The organism is Paenibacillus macquariensis (genome assembly GCF_900156375.1).
GTDB lineage: Bacteria > Bacillota > Bacilli > Paenibacillales > Paenibacillaceae > Paenibacillus_AQ > Paenibacillus_AQ macquariensis.
Map to the genome: position 1 here is coordinate 240941 of NZ_FTNK01000001.1, position 26306 is coordinate 267246.

Sequence of the window (26306 nt, forward strand, 5' to 3'; positions counted from 1 at the left end):
TATTGAGGTTAGAAGTAGATAAAAGCTCAGTTAGCCATATTGTTTTGTTGTTCACCATTGGCGTTATGTTTTTGTTGTCTTCTTTTATTTGTTAATAATACATGGATATATTTACCTGGTTCTGATAGACTTATGAAAAATTATTAATCATGGAGGGCAATATGAATAAAATATCAAAGGTTTTATCTTTAGCTTTTATCGCATTAATTTTGTTAGCTGGTTGCTCCAATAAAAATACTGCAATTAAAGATGAGAGTCCGGCAACAACCAAAGTTGAAAGTCCAGCTCCGGTAGCTACAGAACCAGTAACTAGTACCGAGACAAAAGAGTCAGAAAATCCAGCTGCAGACATGTGGAAAGTTTATGATAACGTAAGTTGGACGGATGATTTCGACGGATTAAAAACAACTATTAAGAAAATTGCTGTTTCTGACAAGTCTCCTAAAGCTGATAATCCGACTGATATGACTGCTTCTGTAGTGGGAGTAAAGTTTAGTATTGAAAACACAACAGCAGATACATACACGACATACCCTGATCAAGCCGTTCTAGTTACATCAACAGGAGAACAAATTGATTCACCAGCCATGCTAGCAAGCTCTAATTTAGGTGGAGAAATTTACGAAGGTGTTATAAAAGAGGGCGATGTAATTTGGTACCTTGATCGAGGGCATGCTGAGGATATCAAGTGGGTTAAGTTGAAATGGTATGTTCTAAAAGGGGAAGGCATGGGAGGTGGAGAAAGAAAAGAATATGATGTTAAGATCGAATTAAAATAAGTAATTTAATGGAATATGTTAAAAAATATTAAAGACCATGAAGGTTAGTCTTCTGTGGTCTTTTTGTTGTTCAGGAAAAGTAGTTTCCTTACCTAAACAAAAAAATACCCACCGACAAATTAAGGTTAGTGGGGTATTTCACTGATGTTTTCGGATTGCATAACGATGCTTCCGTATATGTTACGACTCATATTATGCTTTTGGGACAATCTATTAATTACTACTATTTGCTGCGTATTACCTTAGATAAAGAACGCTTTAGAGATTATAACAAGCAAAATGAACAATACTAATATTGCACCTACTCCTCCTCCACCAAATCCACCTATACCGTAACCTCCATTAAACCCTCCAACAACTTCACTCATAGTAATTCCTCCTTTTAATTAGAGTACACCTTACTATATGGATAAATATAAAATTGAAATTGGGACTAATGGCAAGGAAAATTCAGCCTTGAATGGAAGACCTATTAATCAAAAGAAATTACTCGAAAGAATGAATCGTTTACTTAAACATACAAGTATTAAAAAAAGGCAACTCCACACACTTTCAGACATACTCATATTAGCATGCTTGCGGAAGCTAGAGTCGATCTTAAAACCATTATGGAACGAGTCGGTCACGATGATGCTAAAAGTACTTTGAAAGTCTAAACGCATGTTACTGATAAAATGAAAAAAAATGCCACCAAGAAAGTTAAAATCCACTTTGGTAACATCCTTAATCCCGAATAAATGCAGGGAATGTGATTTTCTGTGGTTAGCATCAGAAAAACCCTTGAACATCATTACAATGCTATTGGATCAGCATCGGTGTAACCCATCTCATCATCGCCGGAGTGACCCATGTTTCAAACGACGCTATCCCTAACATGAGCGCCCCCATGACCACTGTCAGCACAACATAATTAATAAAGGGACGTGTAAGACTACCGTGACCATGCGTCAATATCCTATTCTTAATTATATGTAGAGAAAAGGAAATGGCGGCCACGCTACAAAGTACTAAAACCGGAATAACAAATAGGTTGTGTGGCGCGACAGATACTAGCGCAAATAGAAGCCCTTTCCACGAAAATTGTCCCACTAAATAACCAACCGTGAACCCGATCAGTACGCCTTTTAGAAAATCCAGAATTAAAATACCGGGCAGACCAATGACGGATAACCCACAAATCCAAATTAACCCGACCCACTTCAAATGCAATAAAGCAATGTTCCAGTACGTAACCTGTTCCGTTCCAGTACTCCCTTGATCCAATACCACAAAATAATTACCTAAATATCGGGCCAAATCTTGTTGCTGTTCTAACGAAAGTGCATTAACCATCAAGGCTCCAAAAATGACCCCGACGAGGAATAACACACCTACAAAAATAAATAACATCGTCTGGTCTTTTAAGGAATGGCGTATGGATTGCATCTTACAAAAGTCTCCCTTCCTATCACATATGTATAGGTTATGAGAGACTCTTATAAACTATGACTTTGTCTATCAATTAGGTTCGTATAACTTTGCCGTATGTTCCTCCGCCGCCTGATACAAGGTTAAGTTCTCCATTCCTCGCCATAACGATATATCGGGCCATTTCTAAGCCCACTACTTCAGCAATCTCTTGTTCATTCGCTTGATGAAGGATGTTCATTTCCGTTCCGAAAGCTTGTAGTAACGACGTCATTTTAGCTTTACCAAGCCCAGGAATGAACTCTAATGGAATCTGGTAATGATAGGGTGGGCGATGATCCGGTATATAGGGTTCATTTCGATCTGCAATACTCTGTATCCGCTCCAGCACACCTTGCACTACTTTCGCACCTCCACAATTAGGACATATCTGTCCATTCTTCGTTGCTACATGATCATCCATGATGACATGACGGCCACTACAGTATGTTCGATGATATTTACCCAGTCGTGGATTCAATCCATAGTTGGCACTCACTCGGCGACCATCTTCTCTTGCCAGAGCTTTGCACAATTCTTCAAAAGAAGGCGTAGCTAAGCTAATCTTATTGTACTCACGCCCTATTTTGCCAAGGGAATGGGCATCGGAATTACTCAAGAAAGTAAAATCATCTAACTCGCTCAATGTACCCGCCATAGTAGAATCAGCGCTTAAACCTAACTCAATTCCACTGATCAGGTTAAGATCTAGGACATCTTCCATCGTGTCGGTTACATTGCCATACATGCCCTTATGGGGTGTGAACACATGCGCTGGAATCATAATCCCACCTCGCTGTACCACTTCCTCCTGCAATACCCTTGCAGGTACATATATCCGTTGCGTACTAAGATTGATGTTGGTCATATGATGAATCATCCAAGCGCTAAATTGTTGCATCACATCCAAGTTTGGGAAATACGTAAGTAAGTGTGCTGCACCTTTATCGGGTTCATTGAATTCAATTTCACATCCCAACAGAATGGTTGTTCCCCGATACTCAATCCCCCCGCCAACCACTTCATTCATTTCTCCAGAATATAAACAAGATAGGATGTCAGTCTGTACGGACGGGGAATGACAATCAATAATTCCTATAAGATCTATCCCTTTACGTTCGACTGCTTCCTTAGCGATATTGGCAAATGTAAGATTTCGACTTCCAGTTATCTTTACCGCTTGGCCATTCGTTGCTCTGCCAATATGAATATGTAAATCCGCATAATAATCTTGTAGCTTATCTTGGTGTTGTATTGAGCTCAAGGTCATCCTCCAAACGTCCCTGTTATTGTGTATAGATGCCAAGCATACACAGCCATAATTGTCTTCGCGTCACTAATCCGTGTTTCTTGGATGTAACGATACGCTTCTTCAAGTGTAATTTCTGACACTTCTAGAAATTCATCTTCATCTGGTGCCATTTCACCAATTACCAAATCCTCCGTCACATACAAATGAATCAACTCGTCAGCGAAACCAGGCGATGTATAAAAGGATTGCAATAACTTGATCTCACCGCAACGATATCCCGTTTCTTCCTCCAATTCTCGAACTGCAGCCGCATAAGGATCCTCACCAGGCTCGAGTTTCCCTGCTGGAATCTCAATTTCACATCGACCCATTGGTTGACGAAATTGATCCACGACTAACATCTTTCCATCACGTAAAGCAAGTACTGCAACGGCTCCGGGATGTCTCACCACTTCACGTGTCGCCGTCTTCCCATCGGGTAGACGCACGGTATCGACCTGTAATGAAATGATTCGCCCTTCGAATATAGGTTGCGTTGATAATGTAACTTCATCCAACGCAGATGTTGACATCGGTTTATTTTCTTTCAAGATAATTCCCCCTTAATCATGCATGAAAGGACATGCTCTTACATATGGTGTAATTATAACAAACTTCATTTGAAAGAAGGAAATTGCATGAAGAGCTATCGATCAACAGATTCGTTCCACATGGTAGGACAAGCTTGGCAGATTAAAATCATGCTTCAACAATGGCAAAAACAATGGGGCCCTAACATCACCGTAGAGGAACTTCTCAAAAAAATGAAATAAATATGTATTCTTACATATTTTGTTCAAGTTTCGACCTATTATGAATAATAATTATTCATCCTATAAACTAATGACTTCCTGTTGCGTTATACATATGGATGGAGGCGTTGCTATGAATAGAAAAGAACTAGAAGAACAACTACTTATCGACCCATTCCCCCCTAGGCTTCAATACAAAATGGGAATGTGGTACAAAACACGTGGCTTACATACTGAGGCATTAGAAAGTTTTAAAACATCTTTACATAATAGTAGTCAAGGACACACTTATGATCTTTCCGAAGAGGGATTCGATAAATCTATCGTATGGCTTGAATATGGAAAAATCAACAAATGGGAAGGCAATAAATCGGAAGCTATTTATGCATTCCAACAATGTCTCAAAAGCGGTAAATATAAGTTGGATGGCTTCGTTGAATGGGGCGATCTACTTCATTCGATGGGTAAGAATGACAGCGAAATCATGAATATATTGCATGAGAAATGCCTCGAAAATAAGCTAAGTTCTACGCTATTAGCCCATGCTTTGTTTATGTTAGGAATCTATAAAGAGTCTTCTACCCTATACTCTTCTATTGGCCATTTATCTAACAGCGATTATCTACTGTATATTCAATGTTCTCTTCATACAGGTGAGTTCTCCCAAGCTCTTCATTTGCTGGAGAACCGATTAGAAGAACTTATTCAAATAGAACTACGCATAGGATCATTCACAACTACCTTAGAAACCCTTCTGAACCTCTGTCTGTGGTTAACGAACGATCGTCGCTTGCCCTCGAATCTAACACGTATGCAACAATTAGATATGGCTAAGCTCGCCATCTGTCACGGACTACCGGATGAATCTTTGTCCATTGTTCCTGTTCCAAATGAAGCTGAGTTAAGTCAGTTAATATACATACTATATAACGAAGGCTATACTGAGAAATCCATAGATTTCCTTACCACTCTATTACCTCTTCCTTTACATACGAAAGAACAACATAGTCAGAATCTATGTTTTATTGCTGCTGAAATGATGTATGATGAAGGGCGATTACAATCCGCGGCAGAGCATTTTGAACAAATTTATATGAATGACATTACCCACACTCAGTCACAATTTGCAACAGCAGCATGTTATCTACAAATAACATTGGAATCTTTATTAAGTAGAAATGAACTCATTCCACAAGAAGATGATCCCACACACCTAGCGGATCAATACATACATAATATTACCCAATCCTTACACATCCTACATCATACCCAATGGCATACCGCTTGGGGAACCGCCCAGAGACGACGTATGTCTTCCAAACCCTTGGAAGGCACCTTACCTTTCAACTGAAGGTGAGTTCAGGAATTGTCTAGAACTAGAGAATCTAGTTCTAGACAATTCCTATTTTTTTGTTCACTTATCTTTCATGGGTGGTGCCATTCATAGGTAATTCAGGGTCTATGGTGGATTGTCCACTGTTGTTCGTCTAATTTTCTCCTTTACGAGAACTCAATCGTCATAGAGAACATATTTTACTTTAAGTGCTTATGAATCCTTAGATTTCAGCAAAGGAGTGTCGTTTACGTGAGAGCTACAAAGGCCCGAAGCATCTCCAAATCCGGTTCCTCTCAACAAAAGAAATTGAATCAGTTAGCTTTCTTCGCCTCATTTTTATTTCTGATTGCTGCTATCATTACCATCTTTATAGCTTGGAAAAATTTAAGTGGGACCAGTGCCACAGAAGTTATTGTATAAGAAAAAAATGACTCCGCTATATTTATAGCAGGGCCATTTTTTTTGAATTGAATAATTTATAGCTATTCTAAATATATTGCCCGTTAAATCCATGACAAATGACATTCAACATTCTGAAGTCGACTAAATTTATATTTAGAAGGAAATATTATAGAACTTCCTCTTTTGATGTCAATTTACCAGATTCCTGAATGATCGCTACGACCATTTCAGATGCTTTTAGCATATCGGCTGCTTTAATTCGTTCTTTGGTTGTATGAATGTTCTCATATCCAAGTGCTAGGTTTACGGTTGGAATACCGAATCCATTAAATATGTTAGCATCGCTTCCTCCGCCAGAATGGAACACACGACTCGTTAATCCGAGGTTCATAATTGCACGCTGAGCTAGCTTCACGACAGCATCATTCTCCGAGAAGTTAAAAGCGGGATATAGTATTTCACTACGGAATTCGCACTCGGCATTATATTCTCTAGCCGTTGTCTCTAGCGCTTCTCTCATCTGTGCAATCTGCTTATCTACTTTGTCTTGAACGATACTACGAGCTTCAGCATCAAGCTGTACCCGATCGCACACAATATTCGTTGGACCACCACCTGAGAATTTACCAATATTAGCAGTCGTCTCATGGTCAATACGGCCCAAATTCATGCGTGAAATGGCTTTGGAAGCGACTTGAATAGCACTAATGCCATCTTCTGGATTCACACCAGCATGTGCTGATTTACCGATAATCGTCATCGTAATTTTGGCCTGAGTTGGCGCAGCAACTGCAATAGCTCCGATCTCTCCATTAGAATCTATGGCGTATCCGAATTCAGCATCCAAGTGCTTGGGATCAAATGCTCGCGCTCCACGAAGTCCTGACTCCTCACCCGCGGTAATAATGAATTGTACTTGTCCATGAGGAATCTTCTGCTCCTGAATGACACGAATAGCTTCGAGAATAGCAGCTATCCCCGCCTTATCATCCGCTCCCAGAATGGTCGTCCCATCACTTGTGATCCATCCATCTTCACCAAGTGAAGGTTTAATACCTACACCAGGAGTTACCGTATCCATATGGCATGTGAAAAAGATATGCGGTGCGTCGATGAGTTGATCAGCTTCCCACGTAATAATCAAATTACCAGCACCATGACCCGTAACAGCTTTACTATCATCTTCAAATACAGTTAATCCAAGATCACTGAATTTTTTCTTGAGTACGATGGAAATTTCCTCTTCATGCAAAGTCTCACTATCTACTTGTACCAATTCTATGAATTCCTGCACAATACGCTCTTGCGATGTCATTGGACTTCCCTCTCTCTCTTGGATACGTTACAATAAGTGAATAGCAACATACCTAATCTAATCATTCTAACTAAACTTAAAATTAAAGGAGTTTCTTCATGCAACGAAAAAAACTATTTCGTATTTTTATTTACCTTATGCTTATAGCGATGCTTGGCTCTACATTCCTAATGGTCGTTGAACCTTTCATGGCCCGCTAAATTCAGCGGGCTTTTTTCATTTTATCGGATAAAGATATTTCATAATCAAATATTGAGGTAAATAATGGTGCTATCTCACTCGCAACTTGCATGATATCAAATTCTTGTCCAGTACAATCCTCAAGCGTTGTAACTCCGAATTCCTGAATTCCACAAGGTACAATGCCTTGAAATCCCTCATTCTGAATTCCTGCTGTAATATTAAAGGCGAACCCATGACTTGTCACAAACCCACGATGATGCCGACATTTATTAAACTTCACACCAATCGCACAAATCTTATGTTCCCCTACCCACACACCCGTATACTTCGGTTTGCGAGTTCCTTGAACGCCATAAAGAGCCAAGTAATCTATGATGACCTGTTCAAGACTTCGTAAATAGGCATGTAAATCAATGCCACTCTCTTCATTCAATAAGAGCAAGGGGTATCCTACCAGTTGTCCTGGCCCATGATAAGTAATATCTCCACCACGGTCAATTTCAAACAATGCAATACCACGTTCCTTTAACTGCTCTTTACTAAGAAGAAGATGTTCTGGATGTTTCTGAGATCCCATGGTATACGTGGGTGGATGCTGCAAGAGCAACAGGGTTTCCTGTTGCTCTCCAAGATCTATACGACGAACGAATTCCTTTTGCATATCCCAAGCCTCAGCATAATCAATGAAAGGTATATAAGAAATATCAAGTGTTCTACGCAAACGTCATATCCGCCCTTCTCTGTAAGACAAAAAAGATAACCAAATTGTCTTTAGATTACATTTCTTAGTACAGCTTCGTATCTAACGTGTAACCTTCTAGGTTTTCCTTCACGCGTTGAAGGAATCGTCCACAAATAACACCATCCAGAATCCGGTGGTCTAACGACAAACATATATTAGCCATAGAACGAACAGCGATCATGTCGTTAATTACAACCGGTCTCTTAACAATCGACTCAAATGTGAGAATCGCAGCTTGTGGATAATTAATAATTGGATACGATAATACTGAGCCAAAGGAACCCGTATTGTTCACGGTAAACGTACCACCCTGCATATCGTCCAGTTTTAATTTCCCTTGGCGTGTTTTGGTTGCAAGGTCTTCTACTTCCTTAGCGAGACCTGCAATATTCTTCTGATCTGCTTTCTGAATAACAGGGACCATTACGGTGTCGTCCGTCCCTACGGCAAGAGAGATATTAATGTCACGTTTGACAATAATCTTATCTGTAGCCCACACAGAATTCATAATAGGATAATCTTTAATGGCATTTACAACAGCTTTCAAAAGAAACGCTAGATAAGTTAAGTTAACTCCTTCATTGCGTTTGAACTCATCCTTGAGCTTGTTACGTATCAAGACTAAATTCGTTACATCTACCTCAATCATCGTCCAAGCGTGAGGGATTTCGGATACACTTTGTCTCATACGCGTAGCAATCGTATTGCGGACAGGTGTGATATCAATCAGTGTCTCAGCTCTTCCTTGTTGACCTTCAATAACGTTATTCGGAATTTGTGGGTTTTCATTTAAATGAAGTCCTGAATTCCGAGCAGCAGGTGATTTATTCTCCACATATTGAGAAGGAGTTACAGCAGGATTTGTATGTGATAATCCTTGGAATGGTGAATTTATTCCACCAGTCACGTCAGAAGATACTGTTGATGGCCTAGCTTGTTCTGAATGACCCCCTTCTACATATGCCAACACGTCTTTACGAGTGATTCTTCCAGCCATGCCCGTTCCAGGAATGTCTGCAAGATTCAACCCGTGTTCAGCCGCTAAACTTTGTACAGCAGGTGAGTAACGACTACGCATGGACTGATCCGATGATATGGTAGATGAAGCCTCAGCAGTTACTGTGTTTGCTGGTTTATTCACAGAAACGGATTCATTCGTAGAAATCACTGAAATTCGACAGATAACTTCACCTACACCAATCGTCTGACCCTCTTCAGCGATAAGTTCTCCCATAATGCCATCCACCGTTGATGGAATTTCAGCGTTCACCTTATCTGTAATAACTTCACAGATCGGTTCATATTGCTCAATTCTATCTCCAGGTTGTTTAAGCCATTTGCCTACTGTCGCAGAGACGAGTGATTCGGCAAGTTGGGGCATAAACACATCAATTAATTGTTTATTATCAGACATATCATTCACTCCTAAACTTCTAGTAGTTTGCCAAATGGATCATGGCTTCTTTTACTTTATCCTTCGTAAGCATGTAGAATTTCTCCATCGGCGGGCTAATTGGCATAGCTGGCACATCCGGACTACATAATCTCATGATAGGTGCATCTAAATCATACAAACATTCTTCCGAAATGATGGCAGATACTTCAGCACCGATACCACCTGTTTTATTATCCTCATGAACAATAAGTACCTTGCCCGTCTTACGAACGGATTCAAGGATAGCATTCCGATCAAGCGGTTGTAACGTACGTAAATCCAATACATGAGCTGTAATGCCCATTTCCTTCTCCAACTCTTCAGCAGCCTGCATACAGAAATGAAGCGGCATACTATACCCAATGACTGTAATATCATCACCCTCACGCAATACATTAGCTACGCCAAGAGGTACAATATAATCATCCAATGGTACATCTTCTTTAATGAGCTTGTAACATTTCTTATTTTCGAAAAAGAGCACCGGATCTGGGTCGCGAATAGCCGCTTTTAATAATCCTTTGGCATCATATGCCGAGTAAGGTGCAACAATTTTTAAGCCCGGTGTACCAAAGAATATCGATTCAGGACACTGAGAATGGTACAACCCGCCAAAGATCCCTCCACCAATAGGCGCCCGAACAACAATAGGGCAATTCCAATCATTATTTGAACGATAGCGGATTTTGGCCGCTTCACTTATAATTTGATTCGTTGCAGGTAACATGAAGTCCGAGTATTGCATTTCAGCAATCGGCTTCATTCCGTACATAGCAGCTCCGATCGCCACACCCGCGATGGCTGACTCAGCAAGCGGCGTATCCATCACGCGTTCTTCTCCGAACTGATCCATTAATCCTTTGGTCGTCGTAAATACGCCACCCTTAACCCCAACATCTTCTCCAAGAATAAATACATTCTCATCGCGTTCCATTTCTTCCTTCATCGCAAGACGAATCGCGTCGATATATTCCATTACTGCCATGACTTCTCCTCCTCAGCGCTAGCATAGACATGCAGAAGCGTATCTTCTGGTTTCGGGAACGGTGCACGATCAGCATATTCCGTAGCTTCCTTAATCTCCATATTTAACTGTACAACCAAGTCAGCATCCTTATCTTCATCCCATATCCCTAGACGGATTAGATAAGATTTCATTCGAGCAACGCCATCTTTCTTCCAATTCTCATCCACTTCTTCTTGCGTACGGTACGCTAAATCATTATCCGAAGTTGAATGGGGTGAAAGTCGATACATCATCGCTTCGATGAGTGTTGGGCCTTCCCCGCGAATCGCACGTTCCCTTGCTTCCTTAACTACACGATATACTTCTAGTGCATCGTTTCCGTCAACTCGAATACCTGGAAATCCGTATCCAAGCGCACGATCACTAATTTTTCCGCTAATTTGTTTATGCATAGGAACAGAGATCGCATATTGATTGTTCTCACACATTAAGATGACTGGCAACTTGTGTACACCAGCAAAGTTACATCCCTCATGGAAGTCCCCTTGATTACTTGATCCTTCTCCAAAAGTAACAAAAGAAACAAAATCCTGTTTCTTCATTTTGGCTGCTAGCGCAAATCCAACCGCATGAGGAACTTGCGTTGTAACCGGACTTGATCCAGTAACAATACGTAATCGCTTGCTACCAAAGTGTCCTGGCATTTGGCGACCACCACTATTTGGGTCTTCTGCCTTCGCAAAAGCTGAGAGCATCAATTCTCTTGGCGTCATTCCTACGGCTAAGACAAATCCATAGTCTCGATAATAAGGAAGGAAATAATCCTTCTCACGATCAAGTGCAAACGCCGCAGCAACTTGTGCAGTCTCTTGACCTACACCTGACACGTGAAAATTAATTTTACCTGCTCGCTGTAGTAATAAATTACGTTCATCAAATTTTCGTGCCAACAGCATATATCTGTACATGTCGATCACCTGACCATCACTCAGTCCAAGTTGCTCATGCTGATTTTCCACGTTAATAACATCATTATCATTCATCGAAGGTCCTCCTTGTTCATAGAGCCAAATCCTCTTATCTGATCTCTATCTGATCTGATCTGATCTTAAAACCAGGTACTAAGACTAGGCTAAACCTATTATAATCCTTTTTTCTAAAAAAAGAAAAGATGATTTATCACATCTTTACATTCCGATCGCATTTCCATCAACAGCAAGCATCGCTTCCCCTAGAACTTCAGACAAAGTTGGGTGCGGGTGAATGGTTTGGCTCACTTCCCAAGGTGTTGCATTCAATACTTGAGCTAATGCTGCCTCACTAATTAAATCAGTCACATGTAAACCAATCATTTGCACGCCTAGAATATCATTCGTCTTAACATCTGCAACAACTTTGACGAATCCATCCTTACTTCCATGTACTAAGGATTTCCCAATCGCTTGAAAAGGAAACTTCCCAACCTTTACATCTAATCCACTTTCCTTAGACTCTTTCTCTGTGTAACCGACACTTGCTACTTCCGGACGGGTATACACACAGCGTGGAATAAGTTGTGATTCATAAGGATGCACTGTTTCTCCATGAATATGGTTTACTGCCGCAATGCCTTCATGACTAGCCGCATGCGCCAATTGTACGCCTCCGATCACATCGCCTATAGCATAGATGTGTGCTTCACCTGTCTGCATGAACGCATTAACAGCAATAAATCCTTTTTCAGTACGCACATCCGTATTTTCAATACCAATGTTCTCAATATTCGCTTGACGTCCAATGGACACGAGCAACTTCTCAGCCGAGAGACTCGTTGTTTGGTCACCTTGCTGGATATTCAACGAAAAGTCGCCATCATTGGCTTGATATGTATCCACTAGCACTTTACTTCCTGTCAGTACTTTAATACCACGACGGACAAAAATTCGTGTTAGCTCTTTCGAAACATCTTCATCTTCTTGTGGAAGCAGTTGATTAGCCGCTTCTACAATCGTAACCTGAACGCCAAAATCATTCAGCATAGAAGCCCATTCCACACCAATAGCACCACCACCGATAATGATCATAGATTGTGGCAATTGTTCCATTAAGAGTGCTTCATCGCTGCTAAGAATATGAATACCATCTGGTTCAAGACCGGGTAATATCCGCGGGCGGGACCCTGTAGCTATGATTAAATGTGTTGGAACAACCGTTTCCATTTCACCGTCTGACAGCTCTACAGCTACAGCTCCACTCTTAGGTGAGAATATGGAAGGTCCCGTCACGCGACCTTTTCCGTGCAACACTTTTATTTTATTTTTACGCATTAAATATTTAACGCCTTGATGTAATTGTTCTACAATATCAGTCTTACGCTGCTGCACATTAGGGAATACAACCTTGGCCCCACTCGTCTCGATACCGTAGCTTTCGCTTTCTTTAATATCCGCATAAACTTCAGCACTTCGTAGTAAAGACTTACTTGGTATACAACCTCGATGGAGACAGGTTCCGCCAAGCTTGTCTTCTTCAATAATAACGACATCTTTGCCTAATTGAGCAGCACGGATTGCGGCGACATAACCGCCGGTTCCGCCTCCTAGTATTGCAATATCACATGTAATAGTCATATACATCCTCCATCTATTTCGTTTTCACCTAAATAGAATGCCACATCTCTAATAACGATATTGACATCCTAACACTCTCTTATATCTTACTCCTTTTCACTCGTATTACAAAGTTTAAAGGTTCATCACAAATAGACAACCCTTCGTGAACACGGTATTATACATGAAGATAAACATTCCAAGAAATAGGAAGGATTTAGCCATGAAATTACTTATTACCCGCTTCATTGCCATTCTAATTTTAGTTATTCCTGGCTTAATGGCTATGACTGGATTTCTAATGATGAAAGATTCTATATTCGATTTCATCTCGGTGCATGGTGACGATACCGTTTCAAATCCATCCTTTCAGTGGCTTCATTTTGGAGGAGGCCTTCTCCTATTTGTTGCAGGAATGACCTTCTTAGGTGGTTGGATTCTAACTAGAGATCGCAAACGAAATTACGTTGGTCCACGATTCAAAGAGAAACGTAAACCAAAGCCATTGTAATCTCCACGCAACCGAAAGTTTGTCCTATAAGACAGCGCGGGGATAACGTAAAATTACATTTTTCTTATTTCCATAAGAAAAGACACCGTGAGCAAATCTCTGACGGTGTCTTATTTAACGCTTATCTCAAAAATTTGATTTCATTATTAATCACATCGATATCGACCGAATCCTGAACATCCAAATTCTGTACATTAGTCGGTGGACCTAGTATAGGAAGGTTCGTTAATCTATTCGTGGTCAGTATCACCTGCAACACATTATCACGATTATAAATCACTGATTGTATATTAAAGAAGCCAGCCAAAAGGGCAGCTATTAAAGATATTTGTTGTGGAGATAAATTCGGGGCAGAGCCGTTTTCGCTTTGCTTCTTATTGGAAACCTTAACCCTCTTTTTCCGTCTTGATTTTTTAGCAGAAAGACTCACTATCACCCCACCCTTCACCATAAAATCTCCTTCTTATAACATATAGTAAGAATTCAAAATTGGTGTGATGGTTTAGTACATTTTTGCATACATAAAGTGTATAATCTTTTATTCGTACAAGGCATCCCTAAGCTTACTGGACATTCTTGACTCCTTAGAATTGGATTTCGACACTGACTTTCTTAAGGATAGGTTTAACTGCACACATTTCTCAAGATCCTCAAGCAGATGATTTAAGAGCATTTGTGTATTCAAGTCAAGCGATCCTTCTCTTTCTATAGCAGCAATTCGTTCTTTATATTGTTCTAGCGTAGCATTCATTAATATTTCCTCCGTTTAAAGGTACTATTTATGTGTTTCGACTTTTGTTAATATGGATAAATGACTGGGAAATGAAGATTCCCCACATAATACTTTAAGGCATATTGAAAGGAAGATGTACGGTTGGCACAGTTATTTTTTAAATATGGCGCTATGAATAGCGGTAAATCCATTGAGATTCTTAAAGTTGCTCATAATTATGAGGAACAGAATAAACATGTTTTGATCTTTACTTCAGCTATCGATAATCGAGACGAGGTTGGCTACGTGTCTTCAAGAATTGGCTTACGTAAAGAAGCAATCCCCATTTATGAGGATACTAATATTTATCAAATCGTACAAGAGCATCAACCTAAACCTTCGTGTGTACTAATCGATGAATGCCAATTCATGACCGAGAATGGAATTCTTCAGCTAGTCCGAATTGTGGACGAACTTCACGTTCCCGTCATGGCATTTGGTCTGAAAAATGATTTTCAAAACAATCTCTTCGAGGGCAGTAAATATATGCTGATTTATGCGGACAAAATTGAAGAATTAAAAACCATCTGCTGGTTCTGTGAACGTAAGGCAATCATGACCTTAAGAGTAGAGAACGGAAAACCTATCTATACAGGACAACAAATCCAGATCGGTGGAAATGAAACGTATTATCCGGTGTGTCGTAAATGCCATGCCAATCCGTCATTATAACAATAAAATGCAAAAAAAAGCTCTTCCATACCCCATTTTTAAGTGAAATGACGAATTGTACATCCAAGTACGACGGGACTTGGCAATCCATCATAAAAAAGGAGTCAGACTATGGAAGCAGCTATCATTGGAAGCTTTATTTCAGCAATGGCTACCGTACTTGGAGCCGTTCCTTTATTCTTCGTGAAAAGTCTTTCTGAAAAGTGGAAGGATATCTTAATTGCCTTTACGGCCGGAATCATGGTATCCGCCTCCACGTTTGGATTAATGCCTCAGGCAGTCAATGAATCAGGGATTATAGGACTAACCATTGGGTTGTTGCTAGGCATTGTTGTTCTCGACCTCATTGAGAAGAGCATTCCACACATTGATGTTGAGAATGATTCTGGGATTAGTACATTCGATTCTAAATCTCTGCTAGTTATTATTGCACTCTTCATCCATAACATCCCTGAAGGCCTCAGTACAGGCTTTAGCTTTGCCAGTGAGAACGACATCTTGGGACCCATGGTTGCCATCTCCATTGGTGCACAGAATATGCCAGAAGGGTTAATCCTAGCTATATTCTTAATGAATTCTAACGTAACGAAGCTCAATGCATTTCTACTCGTTGCAGTCACAGGCTTTATAGAAGTGATTGCTGCTATTGTAGGTTATTTTACCGCAAGTTACATTGATTCTTTAATCGGTTACGGGTTAGCTTTCGCCGCAGGAGCCATGATGTTTATCGTGTATAAAGAGCTTATTCCTGAAAGTCATGGACATGGATATGAAAGGCCCTCTACATACTCATTTATCATTGGTCTACTCGCGATGGTCTACATCAGTTACATGTTTACTTAGATGAGATGAACAGAGGCTATTCTTCGTCTTGGGAGAAGGTAGCCTCTCCCACCTGAAAGATGCCATTCTTATAGCTATATTCGACCTCAAGTTCACCGATAAATTCATCTGGCGATATTTGTACAGCAGCCGATGCCTTTAGTGTGTTGTTCTCGATATTGTAATTAATAATATTACCAATGTACGGCTCATCGAACCAGTAATCTCTCTCGGTGCTTAACGTATCATTAGTAAGTAGCGTCTGTTGACCATTTATAGTTATGTTAATTCCTTTACTAGTAACGGCTCCTGTGAATTGTTTCTTCATTGCTATTAAAGCATCTTCCGTCGGAATTTCAATCCCCGTATCTCCCTGTCTTACATGAAGCTCACTTATGTACACTCCCGTGCCATAACCTGTAGTCAGAATAACAGCAATTTCTTTCTTCCCATCACCATTCAAATCTACCGATATGATTTCTGGTATATACGTCGGGTTCGATACATTGTAACCATCCAAATCACGACTGAATTGATCTGTGACGAGTTGTAAATGTTCATAGCTCCCATCTTCACTTTCCTTGCCCGTGACTACTATATTACCCATTTGAGAGATCATCTTTTGTTTGGGATCGCTTATTTCAACTTCTTTTGAGTCCGCATTGTAAGATACTATTTTATTGAACGCTTCTGTAATGGTCGTCAAAGGCACCATAACTCGTCCATTTATAATTTCTGGGGGTGTCTCTGTATAACGTTCATAGCCATTAATAATTAATTTGATTGGGTTAGAAGCGAAAGCTATGACAGAAGTTCCAAGTAATACACAAGCAGCAGTGGATACAATAACCCACTTCCTAGATTTCAATGATAACCCACCTTTCATGGTGTACTAAATACTCATGTCTTTATCGTATGCTCATTTTAGCAAAATTTCCAGAAAAAAGATTGTAACTATTTCATTTAAGGATTATTTAATAGATAATGGATCTTACTTTTATCTACTACTCTTCTCTAAGGAGCTGATAAGTAGGTAACTTAGCCGACACCAGCTATTCATTTCACTCATAAAATGCTTTATGACATGAAAGGAGGCTGACTACAAGTGGAGGCATATTATAATTGCGTAAGTTGTATGAATCGTAGAGTTCGTATCCTTACCGTGGACGGAAACAGACATGAGGGTGTTATCACAGGTGTAGATAACCGGTATGTTTATTTACGAACTGATTCACCTAGAAACCAAGTACACACATCTGCCTTTTATCCAGGGAGGAATCAAATTTTAACCTTGAGTTTATTTACTTTATTAGCTATTGCATTGATATAGCGCTATACGCTGATGGCTTCTGAAATTTATCAGAAGTCATCTTTATTAATTACTCAATTAACAGTTATAATGACTATGCATGTCTATTATCACATCATTACTATGAAAGGGATCATCGATGAATCTCATAAAAGATTTACTGCTACAGCTTACACTTATCGTGCTTCCCATGTTTACATACCATACCTTCTTTGCAGAGAAATTCACAAAGGAAACGATGGAGAAGTTAGTCATGACAGCATTGTGGGGATTGTCTGTCATCTTTTGCATGTCCTTTCCTGCAACGTATGGCCCAGGTTACCGATTAGACTTAGAAATCATTCCTTTATTATTAGGGACATTATACAGTGGATATAGAAATGGTATATTCCTAGCGATCGTAGCCATTCTATATCGACTACTTTATTTTGGGATCGACATAGGATTGTATGTAACGATTCTCACTATGTTATGTACTGTACCTCTATTCTTATATTCCCGAAAACCATTTAACAAAGCACCAAAAGAAAAAAAACTTAAAATTGTCGTTTTACTTTCTCTTCACTTCTCTATTGTTGGCTTTTCCATGTATTATTTATTATTAGGATTTTCACCAACATATTTAAGAATACTAATTATCCACACCTCCTTTATTCTAGTGTTCATTTGGTTTTTTACTATTCTATATGAGTACATAAGAACGATTAGCCAAATGCGGGTAGAGGTTCAGGAATTAGGAAAGTTACAAATTATTAGGGATATCACTAGTGTGTTTGCACATGAAATTAGGAATCCTATGCAAGTGTCTCGTGGTTTCCTTCAACTTCTGGATGAGCCTGATTTATCTGATAAAAAGAAGAAATATATTGCACTATCTATCGAAGAGTTAGATCGTGCAGACGAAATAATAAATGATTTATTAATATTCGCCAAACCAACTAACGACAATATGCACAAAGTAGATGTCGGGCTAGAATTGAACCGTATCTTAAATATCACAAAAGCGTACTCCATATCCCTTGATGTTGAGATCAAGCATTATATTACTAATGACTGTTGGGCTTACGCTAACCCTCAAAAATTGCGTCAATGTCTAATCAATATATTGAAAAATGCTATCGAGTCTATGCCAGATGGCGGATATGTTTGGGTTACTTGTATCCGGACTGGCGATGGAAATATAGAGATTACAATTCAAGATGAAGGAATAGGCATGTCAAAAGAGCAAGTTGATCGACTTGGAACACCCTTCTATTCACTAAAAGAAAGTGGTACTGGTCTAGGCATGATGGTAAGTTATCAAATTATCAGATCTTTTAAAGGTCAAATAAAAGTGACAAGTGAAAAAGAAGAGGGCACAGCCTTTTGTATCCTTTTACCTGTTGTACCCTAATACTTATTCTTAGATAACAACCTACATTAGAAATAAATATACAAACACATAAGCCTGGTAGAAACTATTCAACAGTTTCTACCAGGCTTTATCCTTGCCGTTACACCTCTAACCTTTTATAGCCCCAACCATAATGCCTTTTTCAAAATACTTGGATACAATCGGATAAAAGACCAGTACCGGAACACTGGATACGACGACAACCGCGTATTTGATCGATTGCTTAAGTGCGTTGACTTCACCTTGGTTGCTGTTCATGATCGCTTGGTTCGCCGCATCACCCATTTGGTTCTGAACGAGGATTTCCCTCAAAATCAGTTGAAGTGGGAACAATTCACGCTCAGATAGGTAAATCATCGCATCAAAATAACCGTTCCATCTGCCAACGCCGTAGAACATCATCATTACAGCGATAATCGGCGTGGAAAGCGGGAGAACAACCTTGATCAGCAATTGCATGTCGGTCGCTCCGTCAATAAAAGCACTTTCCTCAAGCTCCTGTGGAATATTCTGTTGGAAGTAGGTACGCATAATAATCATGTTGTACACACTGACCGCACCCGGAAGTATCATAACCCACATGGTGTTAACAATCCCGAGTTGCTGGTTAACCAAATACGACGGAATCAGGCCCCCGGAGAAAAACATCGTGAAGGTAAACAACATCGTAATGACGTTACGCCCTCTAAAATCCCTACGGGATAACGGATACGCAGCAAGCGTAGTCATAATCACGTTGACGGCTGTCCCCAGCACAGTGTAAATAATGGCATTCTTGAAGCCCATCCATATATCTTGGTTTTCAAACACCCGCTTATAACCTTCTAATGTAAAGCCTCTAGGCCAAAGTAATAATATATTATCGAAGATTTGCCGGGGGTCACTGAGTGATGCAAACACAACAAATAATAATGGATACAAAATAATCAGCGTAAAGACCCCAACCAATACAATATTTAGCCAATTAAAGATTTTATCACTTCTAGATAATTGTAAATGCATATTTGTCCCTCCCTACCACAGGCTTGTCTCACTGAATTTCTGGGCGAATTTATTCACTACGTACAGTACAATAAAATTAATCAAATTATTAAATAGGCCAACAGCAGCGGAGAAGCTATATTCCGCATTCACAATACCGGATTTATACATATATGTTGATAAAACCTCGGATGTAGCAAGGTTTGCATCATTCTGCATCAACAATACCTTTTCGAATCCTACAGACATGACAGAACCCGTCGCTAGGATGGTACAAATCATAATGGTCGGCATGATCGCCGGAATGGTGATGTTACGAATGCACTGCATCCGGGATGCACCTTCAAGATAAGCCGCTTCATATTGGTCCTGTGGAATGCCGGACATCGCAGCCGTATAGATCAAGGTCCCCCATCCGACTGCTTGCCAGATACCAGACCAGACAAAGACGTGAGGGAACAACTTGGAATTTCCGATAAAATCAATCGGCGTACCTCCGAAATACTCGATTACAGAATTGATAACTCCATCAACCGGAGACGTAAAGAACGTCACCATACCAACAATGATAACTACCGAAATAAAATTAGGAATATAAGAAATGGTTTGTACAATAGACTTATACTTCTTATTGCGAAGTTCGTTATACATGAGTGCCAATATGATCGGAAGAGGTACTCCAACCAGAAGACTGTATATACTGATTCGCAGCGTGTTAATGATCACGTCCCAGAAATAAAAGGCGTTAAAGAAACGCTCAAAATGTGAGAATCCCGCCCAAGGACTACTCAATATCCCAAATGCTGGAGAGTAATCTTTAAAAGCAATAATAATCCCATACATCGGGATGTAATTCCATATAATCAAAGAGGTTAGCGGCAGTAGCATCATGATGTATAGCCACTTTTGCTTCAGAAAAGATTTACGTTTCGACTTGAGAAGATGCTTCTTGTGAACTGAAGATTCCATGGTTTTCCCCTCTCCTTAAAGTGTTAGGGAGAATTCCGAAGAATCTCCCCAACAAAGCCTTTAGCTTTCTTTATAACGTTTGTATTGCGCTTGTTTTATCTCCAAGTATTTATCCGAACCCATTTTTTTCAACTGAGCAATATAGTTATCCCATTCTTTGTCGATATCCTTACTGCCTTGAACAAACTCCACACGCATCTGGCCGATATAATTACCTACATCTGCAATAACAGAAGAAGATTCGTTCGCTTCCTTAATCGTTGCAGGGAGATCTGGCAACATCACACTCGGCAGCGTTGTTTCGGTCAAATCACTATATACTGGCGTATCCTGACGTCCAGCCGCCGCTCTAACTTCCGGTGAAAGCTCGATATATGGGAAATATCCACCATACACGTTATCGACATATTGAAATGCACCCAGACCGATTCCATCTTTGTATTTCAAGATATCATCGATGTAGACTTTCTTACCATCTTCCACATTGTAGGTGACGCCTTCTTTACCAAGATAGCCGAATTCACTGCCTTCTTCACTGTAGAAATAGTCCACCCATTTCAGAATCGCGGCAGGATTTTTCGCATCTTTCGTTATAACAAGACTTGATCCCCCTGCTACCTGGGAACTGGTCAACGAAGCCGTATCTCCATTAGGACCAGCAAGCACGTTAATCGCTACAAAGTCACCCTTCACGCTCTCGCCGATATAATCTGGAGCAGCCCAGTTCCATGCACCAACCGTATCTTTAGCAGCATCCGCTGTCCATTTGTCATAATCTACACCGCTGAAGGCCTGCTTGTTGATCGCACCACTCTTATACAACCGGTTCTCATACTTCAGAATTTCCTTATACTCATCAGATGTAATCGTAAGCTGAATCTCATCGTTGTCATCCACATAAATAAAATCACCTACAGCCTTCCGTCCACCGTTACCAATGCCGAAAGATCCCATCATCATCTGTTCGAAAGTCCAGCCAACTGAACCGCTCGGCATATACCACCCCTGCTCATCATTAATACCATTACCATTCGGGTCTTTGGTGACAAATGCTGTAAGTGCTTTTTCCAGTTCGTCCGTCGTTTTCGGAACCTCCATGCCAAGATTATCTAGCCACTTCTTGTTAATATACAAGCGAATCGTACGGTTTCCTTCCGGATATGGATCTATGTAAGGGCTTGCATAAATATGACCATCCGCACTCGTCAGCCCTTTTCGAACGTCCTCGTTCTCATCCAGATATTTTTGCAGATTTGGCGCATTCTCCTTAATCAAATCTTCCAAAGGAATAAACATTCCTTGCTGTCCGTATTTCAGTAGATCACCGTTACTCCAATCGACTTGATAGAAAGCATCAGGCAGCGTGCTTCTAGTCAGTATCACATTTTTCTTTTCTCCAATATCACTAAGCTCTTCCCAGTTCACTTTTATTCCTGACATCTTTTCGTATTCTTTCCACATCCACAAATCCTTTGACGCAGGTCTTAGGTTCGTCCAACTTGGTCTTAAGAGTGAAATTTCGTTCGTGTTCGCAGATTCATCAGCACCAGCCCCTTTGGACTTCCCTGATTCTCCTCCACATGCTGTCACAAGCAGAGCCGAAACCAGCAACAATGACATTACAGCTCTTTCTTTTTTAGAATGTAACACTCCATCAGCCCCTTAATATTTGATATATCAACTTTGACTATGAAATCCATTCTATGACATACCAACTATTTTGTCTAGCGCTTACATTAATTATTTTCAAGGTAATTTAGTAACCATTATATTTAAAACCTCCTAGGACCTTTACTCATAAGGAGTTAACAGATTTCACTAGTGACAGGCTATGAACACTAGACAGAACTTTCGATTCGGTCAATTTCCCCAATGTTTTGCTAGATATTTCTTTTCTATTGCTGAAACGTCTATCCTATCGTATATTCAACATAAGAACCTTAATTTCAAACAAGAGGCTACCATATAAATTTGACATAAGCAGTATAATGATGATATATCAAATTAAGCAGGGAGATATATAAATGGGACAAATTCCACTATACCAAAATATCGTAAACGATTTAAAAGCTAAAATTGAATCAGGGAAGTTGAAAAGTGGAGATCAACTTCCAACCGAAGCTGATCTTTCAAAGCAATATAACGTTAGCCGGATCACGTCGAAGCGGGCATTGACAGAATTGGAAAACTCAAATCTGATCTATCGGATACAGGGAAAAGGAAGCTTCGTAAATTCAAACTATGCCTCCACCCGCTCTTCGTCCAAAGAACACAAGGATATTTTGTTAATTTTGCCGTTCACCCACAATCCTGGGCTTGGGGATTACGAGAAAGGCATTAACGAATATCTTACGAATACCGACTATACGTTAAACATTCAGTCCAATACTATTGTAGAAGAACGAAAGCTATTGAAGGCAGCTCTTCATAGTACCAACTCTGGTGTAATCTTCTACCCGGTAAGCAGCATTTGCGATCTTGGTATTCTATATCAATATCATCTGTCCAATTTCCCATTAGTGACGATAGATAAATGTATTGAAGGAATCCCTTTCCAATCCGTTACCTCTGATAACATTGACGGTGGTTATCAAGCCTGCAAGCATCTGATTGAGAATAATCATAAGAAAATCGCCTTTTTCTCATCCTTGAAGGTAGAGAATTCTTCGTCCATTCGGGGACGATATTTCGGCTACCTAAAGGCGCTACATGACAACAACTTGATCGATTACAGCGTGAATGACTTAACTGACCAGTATTTGACCCATGACCACACTAACCGGAAAGAATACTATACCAAATTCATACAATCCGCTATGGAGGAAGGAATCACAGGGATTGTTACAGAGAATGACTTAACCGCCATCGAAATCATTCAGATTTCCAAGGAATTGGGTCTGTCCGTGCCAGATGACTTATCCATTGTGGGATTTGATAACATTAACCTTGCCAGCTTCATAGAACCTAAGCTGACAACGATGTCACAGGACTTTTGCCAGATGGGATATCTGGCTGCCCAAAACCTTATCCACTTAATCGAAAGTCCTCAGGACTCTTTGCAAGAAAACATTGTAGTCCCCGTTCAGCTCATAGAACGTCAGACTGTAAAGAAACTTTAGCACTTATTATTTCTGCATAATAAAGGAGACTGACTCTGCATGCTACATTACGTCGACACACGCCAAGGTACAAATAACAAACACTCTTATTCCAACGGGAATACACTCCCGTACACAGGGGTTCCCTTTGGTATGAATCACTTTGTCGTACAGACAAATGATGAGGGGAGCTGGTTCTTCAATCCGAATGACCGCATCTTTCAAGGAATTCGTCTGACGCACCAACCGAGTCCATGGATGGGAGATTTCGCCCACTTCCTCATGACACCTATCGCAGATGACAAAATCAGAGGATCCGTCTTTTCCTGCCAAAGTTCATACCGGCCCGAAGAAGCGATATTTAAACCTCATTACGTTAAAGTGAAGCAACAACGTTACAACATTACAACCGAACTCGTTCCAAGCTGTTACGGAGCATCTCTGCGCATCAAATACAATGGAGCCCAACAGGCAGGTTTCGTATTAAATGCAAAGAAGAAGAGCGAATTCCATCTGGATGCGGTAAATCGTACAATTACTGGATATGTCAGCAATTTCTCGGGTAGTCACGACGATGGATTCCGAATGTACGTGGCTATGACCTTCAACAAGGACATCGACCTTGCGCATTCCGGTCATTATAATGCTGAAGGGAATTTAACCAATGTAAGTACACTACGTGGTGAGGATCAGCATGCGGTCATTCGATTTGTGGACTGTGAGAAGGGGACGCTCGAAGTTAGACTGGCTACCTCATTTATCAGCATCGAGCAAGCGCAGCTCAATCTACAGCGGGATACGATTACAACCTTCGATGAGTTGAAAGAACAAGCCGCACATTCTTGGAATCATTATCTGAACAAAATCCAAGTCACACACTCGAACGAGGAATATTTACGGACATTCTATACATGCTTGTATCGCATGTTCCTATTCCCTCAGAAGTTCTACGAGCTAGATGTCAATATGAATCCGGTCCATTACGATACGACAGCTAGATCTGTAAAGGAAGGTATTCTTTATACCAATAACGGATTCTGGGATACATACAAAACCGTATATCCTCTGTACTCCATCATTGCACCTAAAGAGTATGAAGAGATGCTCGAGGGCTTTATGAATTCCTACCGAGAAACTGGATTCTTGCCAAAATGGTTATCCCCGGATGAGCGCGGACTCATGCCAGGTACGCTCATTGACGCTGTTATTGCCGATGCTGCAACGAAAGGAATCGGACAACACCTGATGCCTGAACTACTTGAAGCGATGTTGACAGCAGCCACGACGCAAAGTGAAAAGAACTGCTACGGCCGTCAGGGAACACTGGATTACATCAAATATGGTTATGTTCCAAGCAGCTATCACGAGAGCGTTAATCATACCCTAGACTACGCTTATAGTGATTACTGTATTAGCCGCGTGGCTGAAGTATTAGGAAACAAAGAGATAGAAGATAATTATAAACAAAGTGCCTTGAATTACCGGAACATTTTTGACCCCGAGACCGGATTCATGCGGGCGAAGGATCAAAATGGGCATTTCCGTCCAAACTTCAACGATACGAGCTGGGGACTTGATTATGCCGAAGGTAGCGCATGGCAGACTAGCTTTGCCGTATTTCAGGATTTCGAAGGTTTAATCGAAGCTTATGGATCCAAGGAACAATTCTTTAACAAAATAACCGATTTGTGCAACAAAGCACCGGATTTCGATGTATTAGGCTATGGATTTGAAATTCATGAGATGAGCGAAATGGCCGCTGTCGACTTCGGACAGGTTGCCATTTCAAACCAACCGAGCTTCCACATTCCGTATCTGTTCAATTATGTCGGACAGCCAGCATCATCCCAGGTTGTAATCAAACAAATACTAACCAACCTGTTCAACAGTGGTTTTGACGGATTCCCTGGCGACGAAGACAATGGCAGCATGTCGGGATGGTATGTATTTAGCTCCATGGGCTTCTACCCTGTATGCCCGGGCAGCAAAGAATATGTACTTGGCATCCCTCTGTTCGACAGTGTTTCAATTGAACTGCCAAATGGACAACATATGGAGATTCATACTGAGAACAATAACACGCAGTCCAATTTCGTTGCTAACGTCACATTGGAGAACGAGGAATATACCAAATTGTATATTACGCATGAGGATATTATGGAAGGAAAATCCTTGGATTTCCGTCTAGGACTAGCTCCAACATACCGTACTTACGGCCCGGAAGAGCTTCCTTTCTCGATATCGAAGAGTAATGGTTAATTCAGTATCAGCTTTATCAGGTAAGGGACATCCCAAGAGGCTAATGTGGCCTCTTGGGATGTCCCTTTTTGTAGTTCTTAATACATCGCATCATATCTGCCATCTCTAGCTCTATCTCTATATCTATATCTACAAATGTAAAACCAAATAAACCAAAAAGGTTTATCGGGTGAGATGAGAATAGTTTATAGGCTTTAAAACAAGTTTATATTAAGCATAAGTTTAAATATTGATCTTTAGGTTTATCCTTATCGCATAGCCCTACCCTCATATAAAGGAGAATG

General features: G+C 40.4%; 28 protein-coding genes and 1 pseudogene. 13 read left to right on the forward strand and 16 right to left on the reverse strand.

Features of this window, described 5'->3' with window-relative positions; all coding sequences use genetic code 11:
• Window positions 1-161: 161 nt before the first annotated feature.
• Window positions 162-779, forward strand: a complete 618-nt coding sequence (locus BW961_RS01020; protein ID WP_068590070.1) for a hypothetical protein — start codon at window positions 162-164, stop codon at window positions 777-779.
• Window positions 780-1021: 242 nt separating this feature from the next.
• On the opposite strand, the gene BW961_RS01025 is transcribed toward BW961_RS01020, so the two are convergent.
• The gene (locus BW961_RS01025) at window positions 1022-1147 is read right to left on the reverse strand and encodes a dihydroorotate dehydrogenase (RefSeq protein WP_068590067.1); all 126 of its coding nucleotides are present in this window, start codon (window positions 1145-1147) and stop codon (window positions 1022-1024) included.
• Between the two features lie 91 nt (window positions 1148-1238).
• On the opposite strand from BW961_RS01025, the pseudogene BW961_RS32105 reads away from it, so the two are divergent.
• Window positions 1239-1516 (forward strand): annotated as a pseudogene (locus BW961_RS32105) (tyrosine-type recombinase/integrase); the annotation flags it as partial.
• Between the two features lie 61 nt (window positions 1517-1577).
• On the opposite strand, the gene spoIIM reads toward BW961_RS32105, so the two are convergent.
• From spoIIM to BW961_RS01045, 3 genes are all read right to left on the reverse strand, one after another.
• Window positions 1578-2204 carry a stage II sporulation protein M gene (spoIIM, locus tag BW961_RS01035; protein WP_068590063.1) on the reverse strand — a complete coding sequence of 209 codons (627 nt, stop codon included), beginning with the start codon at window positions 2202-2204 and terminating at the stop codon, window positions 1578-1580.
• A 76-nt stretch (window positions 2205-2280) separates the two neighbouring features.
• Window positions 2281-3495 (reverse strand): endonuclease Q family protein, encoded by a 1215-nt coding sequence (locus BW961_RS01040; RefSeq protein ID WP_068590062.1) that lies wholly within the window; start codon window positions 3493-3495, stop codon window positions 2281-2283.
• Complete coding sequence (locus BW961_RS01045) at window positions 3492-4049, reverse strand: NUDIX domain-containing protein (RefSeq protein ID WP_068590565.1); 558 nt, start codon at window positions 4047-4049, stop codon at window positions 3492-3494. The genes BW961_RS01040 and BW961_RS01045 overlap by 4 nt, the downstream gene beginning before the upstream one ends.
• 105 nt (window positions 4050-4154) lie before the next feature.
• Between BW961_RS01045 and mciZ the strand changes: the two genes are divergently transcribed.
• From mciZ to BW961_RS30240, 3 genes are all read left to right on the forward strand, one after another.
• Window positions 4155-4289, forward strand: a complete 135-nt coding sequence (mciZ, locus tag BW961_RS01050) for a Z-ring formation inhibitor MciZ (RefSeq protein WP_076576635.1) — start codon at window positions 4155-4157, stop codon at window positions 4287-4289.
• Between the two features lie 112 nt (window positions 4290-4401).
• On the forward strand, window positions 4402-5619 hold the full coding sequence (locus BW961_RS01055; protein ID WP_068590060.1) for a hypothetical protein: 1218 nt from the start codon (window positions 4402-4404) through the stop codon (window positions 5617-5619).
• A 234-nt stretch (window positions 5620-5853) separates the two neighbouring features.
• Window positions 5854-6024 carry a hypothetical protein gene (locus tag BW961_RS30240; protein ID WP_156510167.1) on the forward strand — a complete coding sequence of 57 codons (171 nt, stop codon included), beginning with the start codon at window positions 5854-5856 and terminating at the stop codon, window positions 6022-6024.
• Window positions 6025-6172: 148 nt separating this feature from the next.
• On the opposite strand, the gene BW961_RS01060 is transcribed toward BW961_RS30240, so the two are convergent.
• Complete coding sequence (locus BW961_RS01060) at window positions 6173-7321, reverse strand: tripeptidase T (RefSeq protein ID WP_068590058.1); 1149 nt, start codon at window positions 7319-7321, stop codon at window positions 6173-6175.
• Between the two features lie 98 nt (window positions 7322-7419).
• Between BW961_RS01060 and prli42 the strand changes: the two genes are divergently transcribed.
• Window positions 7420-7521: a stressosome-associated protein Prli42 gene (gene prli42, locus BW961_RS29725; protein WP_139331491.1), complete on the forward strand. Its 102-nt coding sequence runs from the start codon at window positions 7420-7422 to the stop codon at window positions 7519-7521.
• A gap of 2 nt (window positions 7522-7523) precedes the next feature.
• On the opposite strand, the gene lipB is transcribed toward prli42, so the two are convergent.
• The 5 genes from lipB to lpdA form a co-directional block, all read right to left on the reverse strand.
• Window positions 7524-8225 carry a lipoyl(octanoyl) transferase LipB gene (gene lipB, locus BW961_RS01065; RefSeq protein WP_068590057.1) on the reverse strand — a complete coding sequence of 234 codons (702 nt, stop codon included), beginning with the start codon at window positions 8223-8225 and terminating at the stop codon, window positions 7524-7526.
• A 64-nt stretch (window positions 8226-8289) separates the two neighbouring features.
• Window positions 8290-9660, reverse strand: coding sequence for a dihydrolipoamide acetyltransferase family protein (locus tag BW961_RS01070; RefSeq protein ID WP_068590055.1), 1371 nt, complete (start codon window positions 9658-9660; stop codon window positions 8290-8292).
• Window positions 9661-9679: 19 nt separating this feature from the next.
• A complete protein-coding gene (locus BW961_RS01075; RefSeq protein WP_068590052.1) occupies window positions 9680-10666 on the reverse strand; it encodes an alpha-ketoacid dehydrogenase subunit beta in 987 nt (328 codons plus the stop codon).
• Entirely contained in the window at window positions 10657-11691 is a 1035-nt protein-coding gene (locus tag BW961_RS01080; RefSeq protein ID WP_068590050.1) for a thiamine pyrophosphate-dependent dehydrogenase E1 component subunit alpha, read from the reverse strand. The genes BW961_RS01075 and BW961_RS01080 overlap by 10 nt, the downstream gene beginning before the upstream one ends.
• Before the next feature lie 144 nt (window positions 11692-11835).
• Window positions 11836-13257, reverse strand: coding sequence for a dihydrolipoyl dehydrogenase (gene lpdA, locus BW961_RS01085; RefSeq protein ID WP_068590049.1), 1422 nt, complete (start codon window positions 13255-13257; stop codon window positions 11836-11838).
• Between the two features lie 202 nt (window positions 13258-13459).
• On the opposite strand from lpdA, the gene BW961_RS01090 reads away from it, so the two are divergent.
• Window positions 13460-13747, forward strand: a complete 288-nt coding sequence (locus BW961_RS01090) for a DUF2627 domain-containing protein (protein WP_068590047.1) — start codon at window positions 13460-13462, stop codon at window positions 13745-13747.
• 121 nt (window positions 13748-13868) lie between these two features.
• On the opposite strand, the gene BW961_RS01095 is transcribed toward BW961_RS01090, so the two are convergent.
• Together BW961_RS01095 and BW961_RS01100 are read right to left on the reverse strand one after the other, a co-directional pair.
• Window positions 13869-14198 (reverse strand): hypothetical protein, encoded by a 330-nt coding sequence (locus BW961_RS01095; RefSeq protein ID WP_068590045.1) that lies wholly within the window; start codon window positions 14196-14198, stop codon window positions 13869-13871.
• A gap of 87 nt (window positions 14199-14285) precedes the next feature.
• Window positions 14286-14498 carry a hypothetical protein gene (locus BW961_RS01100; RefSeq protein ID WP_068590042.1) on the reverse strand — a complete coding sequence of 71 codons (213 nt, stop codon included), beginning with the start codon at window positions 14496-14498 and terminating at the stop codon, window positions 14286-14288.
• Window positions 14499-14621: 123 nt separating this feature from the next.
• Here BW961_RS01100 and BW961_RS01105 point away from each other — a divergent pair, with 123 nt between their 5' ends.
• Window positions 14622-15191, forward strand: coding sequence for a thymidine kinase (locus tag BW961_RS01105; protein ID WP_068590041.1), 570 nt, complete (start codon window positions 14622-14624; stop codon window positions 15189-15191).
• Window positions 15192-15302: 111 nt separating this feature from the next.
• Window positions 15303-16034: a ZIP family metal transporter gene (locus BW961_RS01110; protein WP_068590039.1), complete on the forward strand. Its 732-nt coding sequence runs from the start codon at window positions 15303-15305 to the stop codon at window positions 16032-16034.
• 16 nt (window positions 16035-16050) lie between these two features.
• Here the strand turns inward: BW961_RS01110 and BW961_RS01115 are convergent, their stop codons facing one another.
• Window positions 16051-16881 carry a stalk domain-containing protein gene (locus BW961_RS01115; RefSeq protein ID WP_068590037.1) on the reverse strand — a complete coding sequence of 277 codons (831 nt, stop codon included), beginning with the start codon at window positions 16879-16881 and terminating at the stop codon, window positions 16051-16053.
• A gap of 237 nt (window positions 16882-17118) precedes the next feature.
• On the opposite strand from BW961_RS01115, the gene BW961_RS31015 reads away from it, so the two are divergent.
• Window positions 17119-17343 (forward strand): hypothetical protein, encoded by a 225-nt coding sequence (locus BW961_RS31015; RefSeq protein ID WP_068590035.1) that lies wholly within the window; start codon window positions 17119-17121, stop codon window positions 17341-17343.
• 118 nt (window positions 17344-17461) lie between these two features.
• The gene (locus BW961_RS01125; RefSeq protein WP_068590033.1) at window positions 17462-18715 is read left to right on the forward strand and encodes an ATP-binding protein; all 1254 of its coding nucleotides are present in this window, start codon (window positions 17462-17464) and stop codon (window positions 18713-18715) included.
• A 108-nt stretch (window positions 18716-18823) separates the two neighbouring features.
• Here BW961_RS01125 and BW961_RS01130 read toward each other — a convergent pair whose 3' ends face one another.
• From BW961_RS01130 to BW961_RS01140, 3 genes are read right to left on the reverse strand one after another with little or no spacing between them, the layout of a single operon-like run.
• Window positions 18824-19717, reverse strand: a complete 894-nt coding sequence (locus BW961_RS01130; RefSeq protein WP_068590031.1) for a carbohydrate ABC transporter permease — start codon at window positions 19715-19717, stop codon at window positions 18824-18826.
• Window positions 19718-19729: 12 nt separating this feature from the next.
• Window positions 19730-20665, reverse strand: coding sequence for an ABC transporter permease (locus BW961_RS01135; protein WP_068590029.1), 936 nt, complete (start codon window positions 20663-20665; stop codon window positions 19730-19732).
• 60 nt (window positions 20666-20725) lie between these two features.
• Complete coding sequence (locus tag BW961_RS01140; RefSeq protein WP_139331492.1) at window positions 20726-22315, reverse strand: extracellular solute-binding protein; 1590 nt, start codon at window positions 22313-22315, stop codon at window positions 20726-20728.
• A 374-nt stretch (window positions 22316-22689) separates the two neighbouring features.
• Here BW961_RS01140 and BW961_RS01145 point away from each other — a divergent pair, with 374 nt between their 5' ends.
• Both BW961_RS01145 and BW961_RS01150 read left to right on the forward strand, forming a co-directional pair.
• Window positions 22690-23784, forward strand: a complete 1095-nt coding sequence (locus BW961_RS01145; RefSeq protein ID WP_068590027.1) for a GntR family transcriptional regulator — start codon at window positions 22690-22692, stop codon at window positions 23782-23784.
• 39 nt (window positions 23785-23823) lie between these two features.
• Window positions 23824-26022, forward strand: a complete 2199-nt coding sequence (locus BW961_RS01150) for a GH92 family glycosyl hydrolase (RefSeq protein ID WP_068590025.1) — start codon at window positions 23824-23826, stop codon at window positions 26020-26022.
• The last annotated feature ends 284 nt before the right edge of the window (window positions 26023-26306 follow it).

What these genes read in the sequence shown, in the direction of transcription:
- BW961_RS01020 (WP_068590070.1), top strand. Translation starts at nt 162, where the DNA reads ATGAATAAAATATCAAAGGTTTTATCTTTAGCTTTTATCGCATTAATT.
- BW961_RS01025 (WP_068590067.1), bottom strand. Translation starts at nt 1,147, where the DNA reads ATGAGTGAAGTTGTTGGAGGGTTTAATGGAGGTTACGGTATAGGTGGA.
- spoIIM (WP_068590063.1), bottom strand. Translation starts at nt 2,204, where the DNA reads ATGCAATCCATACGCCATTCCTTAAAAGACCAGACGATGTTATTTATT.
- BW961_RS01040 (WP_068590062.1), bottom strand. Translation starts at nt 3,495, where the DNA reads ATGACCTTGAGCTCAATACAACACCAAGATAAGCTACAAGATTATTAT.
- BW961_RS01045 (WP_068590565.1), bottom strand. Translation starts at nt 4,049, where the DNA reads ATGTCAACATCTGCGTTGGATGAAGTTACATTATCAACGCAACCTATA.
- mciZ (WP_076576635.1), top strand. Translation starts at nt 4,155, where the DNA reads ATGAAGAGCTATCGATCAACAGATTCGTTCCACATGGTAGGACAAGCT.
- BW961_RS01055 (WP_068590060.1), top strand. Translation starts at nt 4,402, where the DNA reads ATGAATAGAAAAGAACTAGAAGAACAACTACTTATCGACCCATTCCCC.
- BW961_RS01060 (WP_068590058.1), bottom strand. Translation starts at nt 7,321, where the DNA reads ATGACATCGCAAGAGCGTATTGTGCAGGAATTCATAGAATTGGTACAA.
- prli42 (WP_139331491.1), top strand. Translation starts at nt 7,420, where the DNA reads ATGCAACGAAAAAAACTATTTCGTATTTTTATTTACCTTATGCTTATA.
- BW961_RS01070 (WP_068590055.1), bottom strand. Translation starts at nt 9,660, where the DNA reads ATGTCTGATAATAAACAATTAATTGATGTGTTTATGCCCCAACTTGCC.
- BW961_RS01075 (WP_068590052.1), bottom strand. Translation starts at nt 10,666, where the DNA reads ATGGCAGTAATGGAATATATCGACGCGATTCGTCTTGCGATGAAGGAA.
- BW961_RS01080 (WP_068590050.1), bottom strand. Translation starts at nt 11,691, where the DNA reads ATGAATGATAATGATGTTATTAACGTGGAAAATCAGCATGAGCAACTT.
- lpdA (WP_068590049.1), bottom strand. Translation starts at nt 13,257, where the DNA reads ATGACTATTACATGTGATATTGCAATACTAGGAGGCGGAACCGGCGGT.
- BW961_RS01090 (WP_068590047.1), top strand. Translation starts at nt 13,460, where the DNA reads ATGAAATTACTTATTACCCGCTTCATTGCCATTCTAATTTTAGTTATT.
- BW961_RS01095 (WP_068590045.1), bottom strand. Translation starts at nt 14,198, where the DNA reads ATGGTGAAGGGTGGGGTGATAGTGAGTCTTTCTGCTAAAAAATCAAGA.
- BW961_RS01100 (WP_068590042.1), bottom strand. Translation starts at nt 14,498, where the DNA reads ATGAATGCTACGCTAGAACAATATAAAGAACGAATTGCTGCTATAGAA.
- BW961_RS01110 (WP_068590039.1), top strand. Translation starts at nt 15,303, where the DNA reads ATGGAAGCAGCTATCATTGGAAGCTTTATTTCAGCAATGGCTACCGTA.
- BW961_RS01125 (WP_068590033.1), top strand. Translation starts at nt 17,462, where the DNA reads ATGAATCTCATAAAAGATTTACTGCTACAGCTTACACTTATCGTGCTT.
- BW961_RS01130 (WP_068590031.1), bottom strand. Translation starts at nt 19,717, where the DNA reads ATGCATTTACAATTATCTAGAAGTGATAAAATCTTTAATTGGCTAAAT.
- BW961_RS01135 (WP_068590029.1), bottom strand. Translation starts at nt 20,665, where the DNA reads ATGGAATCTTCAGTTCACAAGAAGCATCTTCTCAAGTCGAAACGTAAA.
- BW961_RS01145 (WP_068590027.1), top strand. Translation starts at nt 22,690, where the DNA reads ATGGGACAAATTCCACTATACCAAAATATCGTAAACGATTTAAAAGCT.
- BW961_RS01150 (WP_068590025.1), top strand. Translation starts at nt 23,824, where the DNA reads ATGCTACATTACGTCGACACACGCCAAGGTACAAATAACAAACACTCT.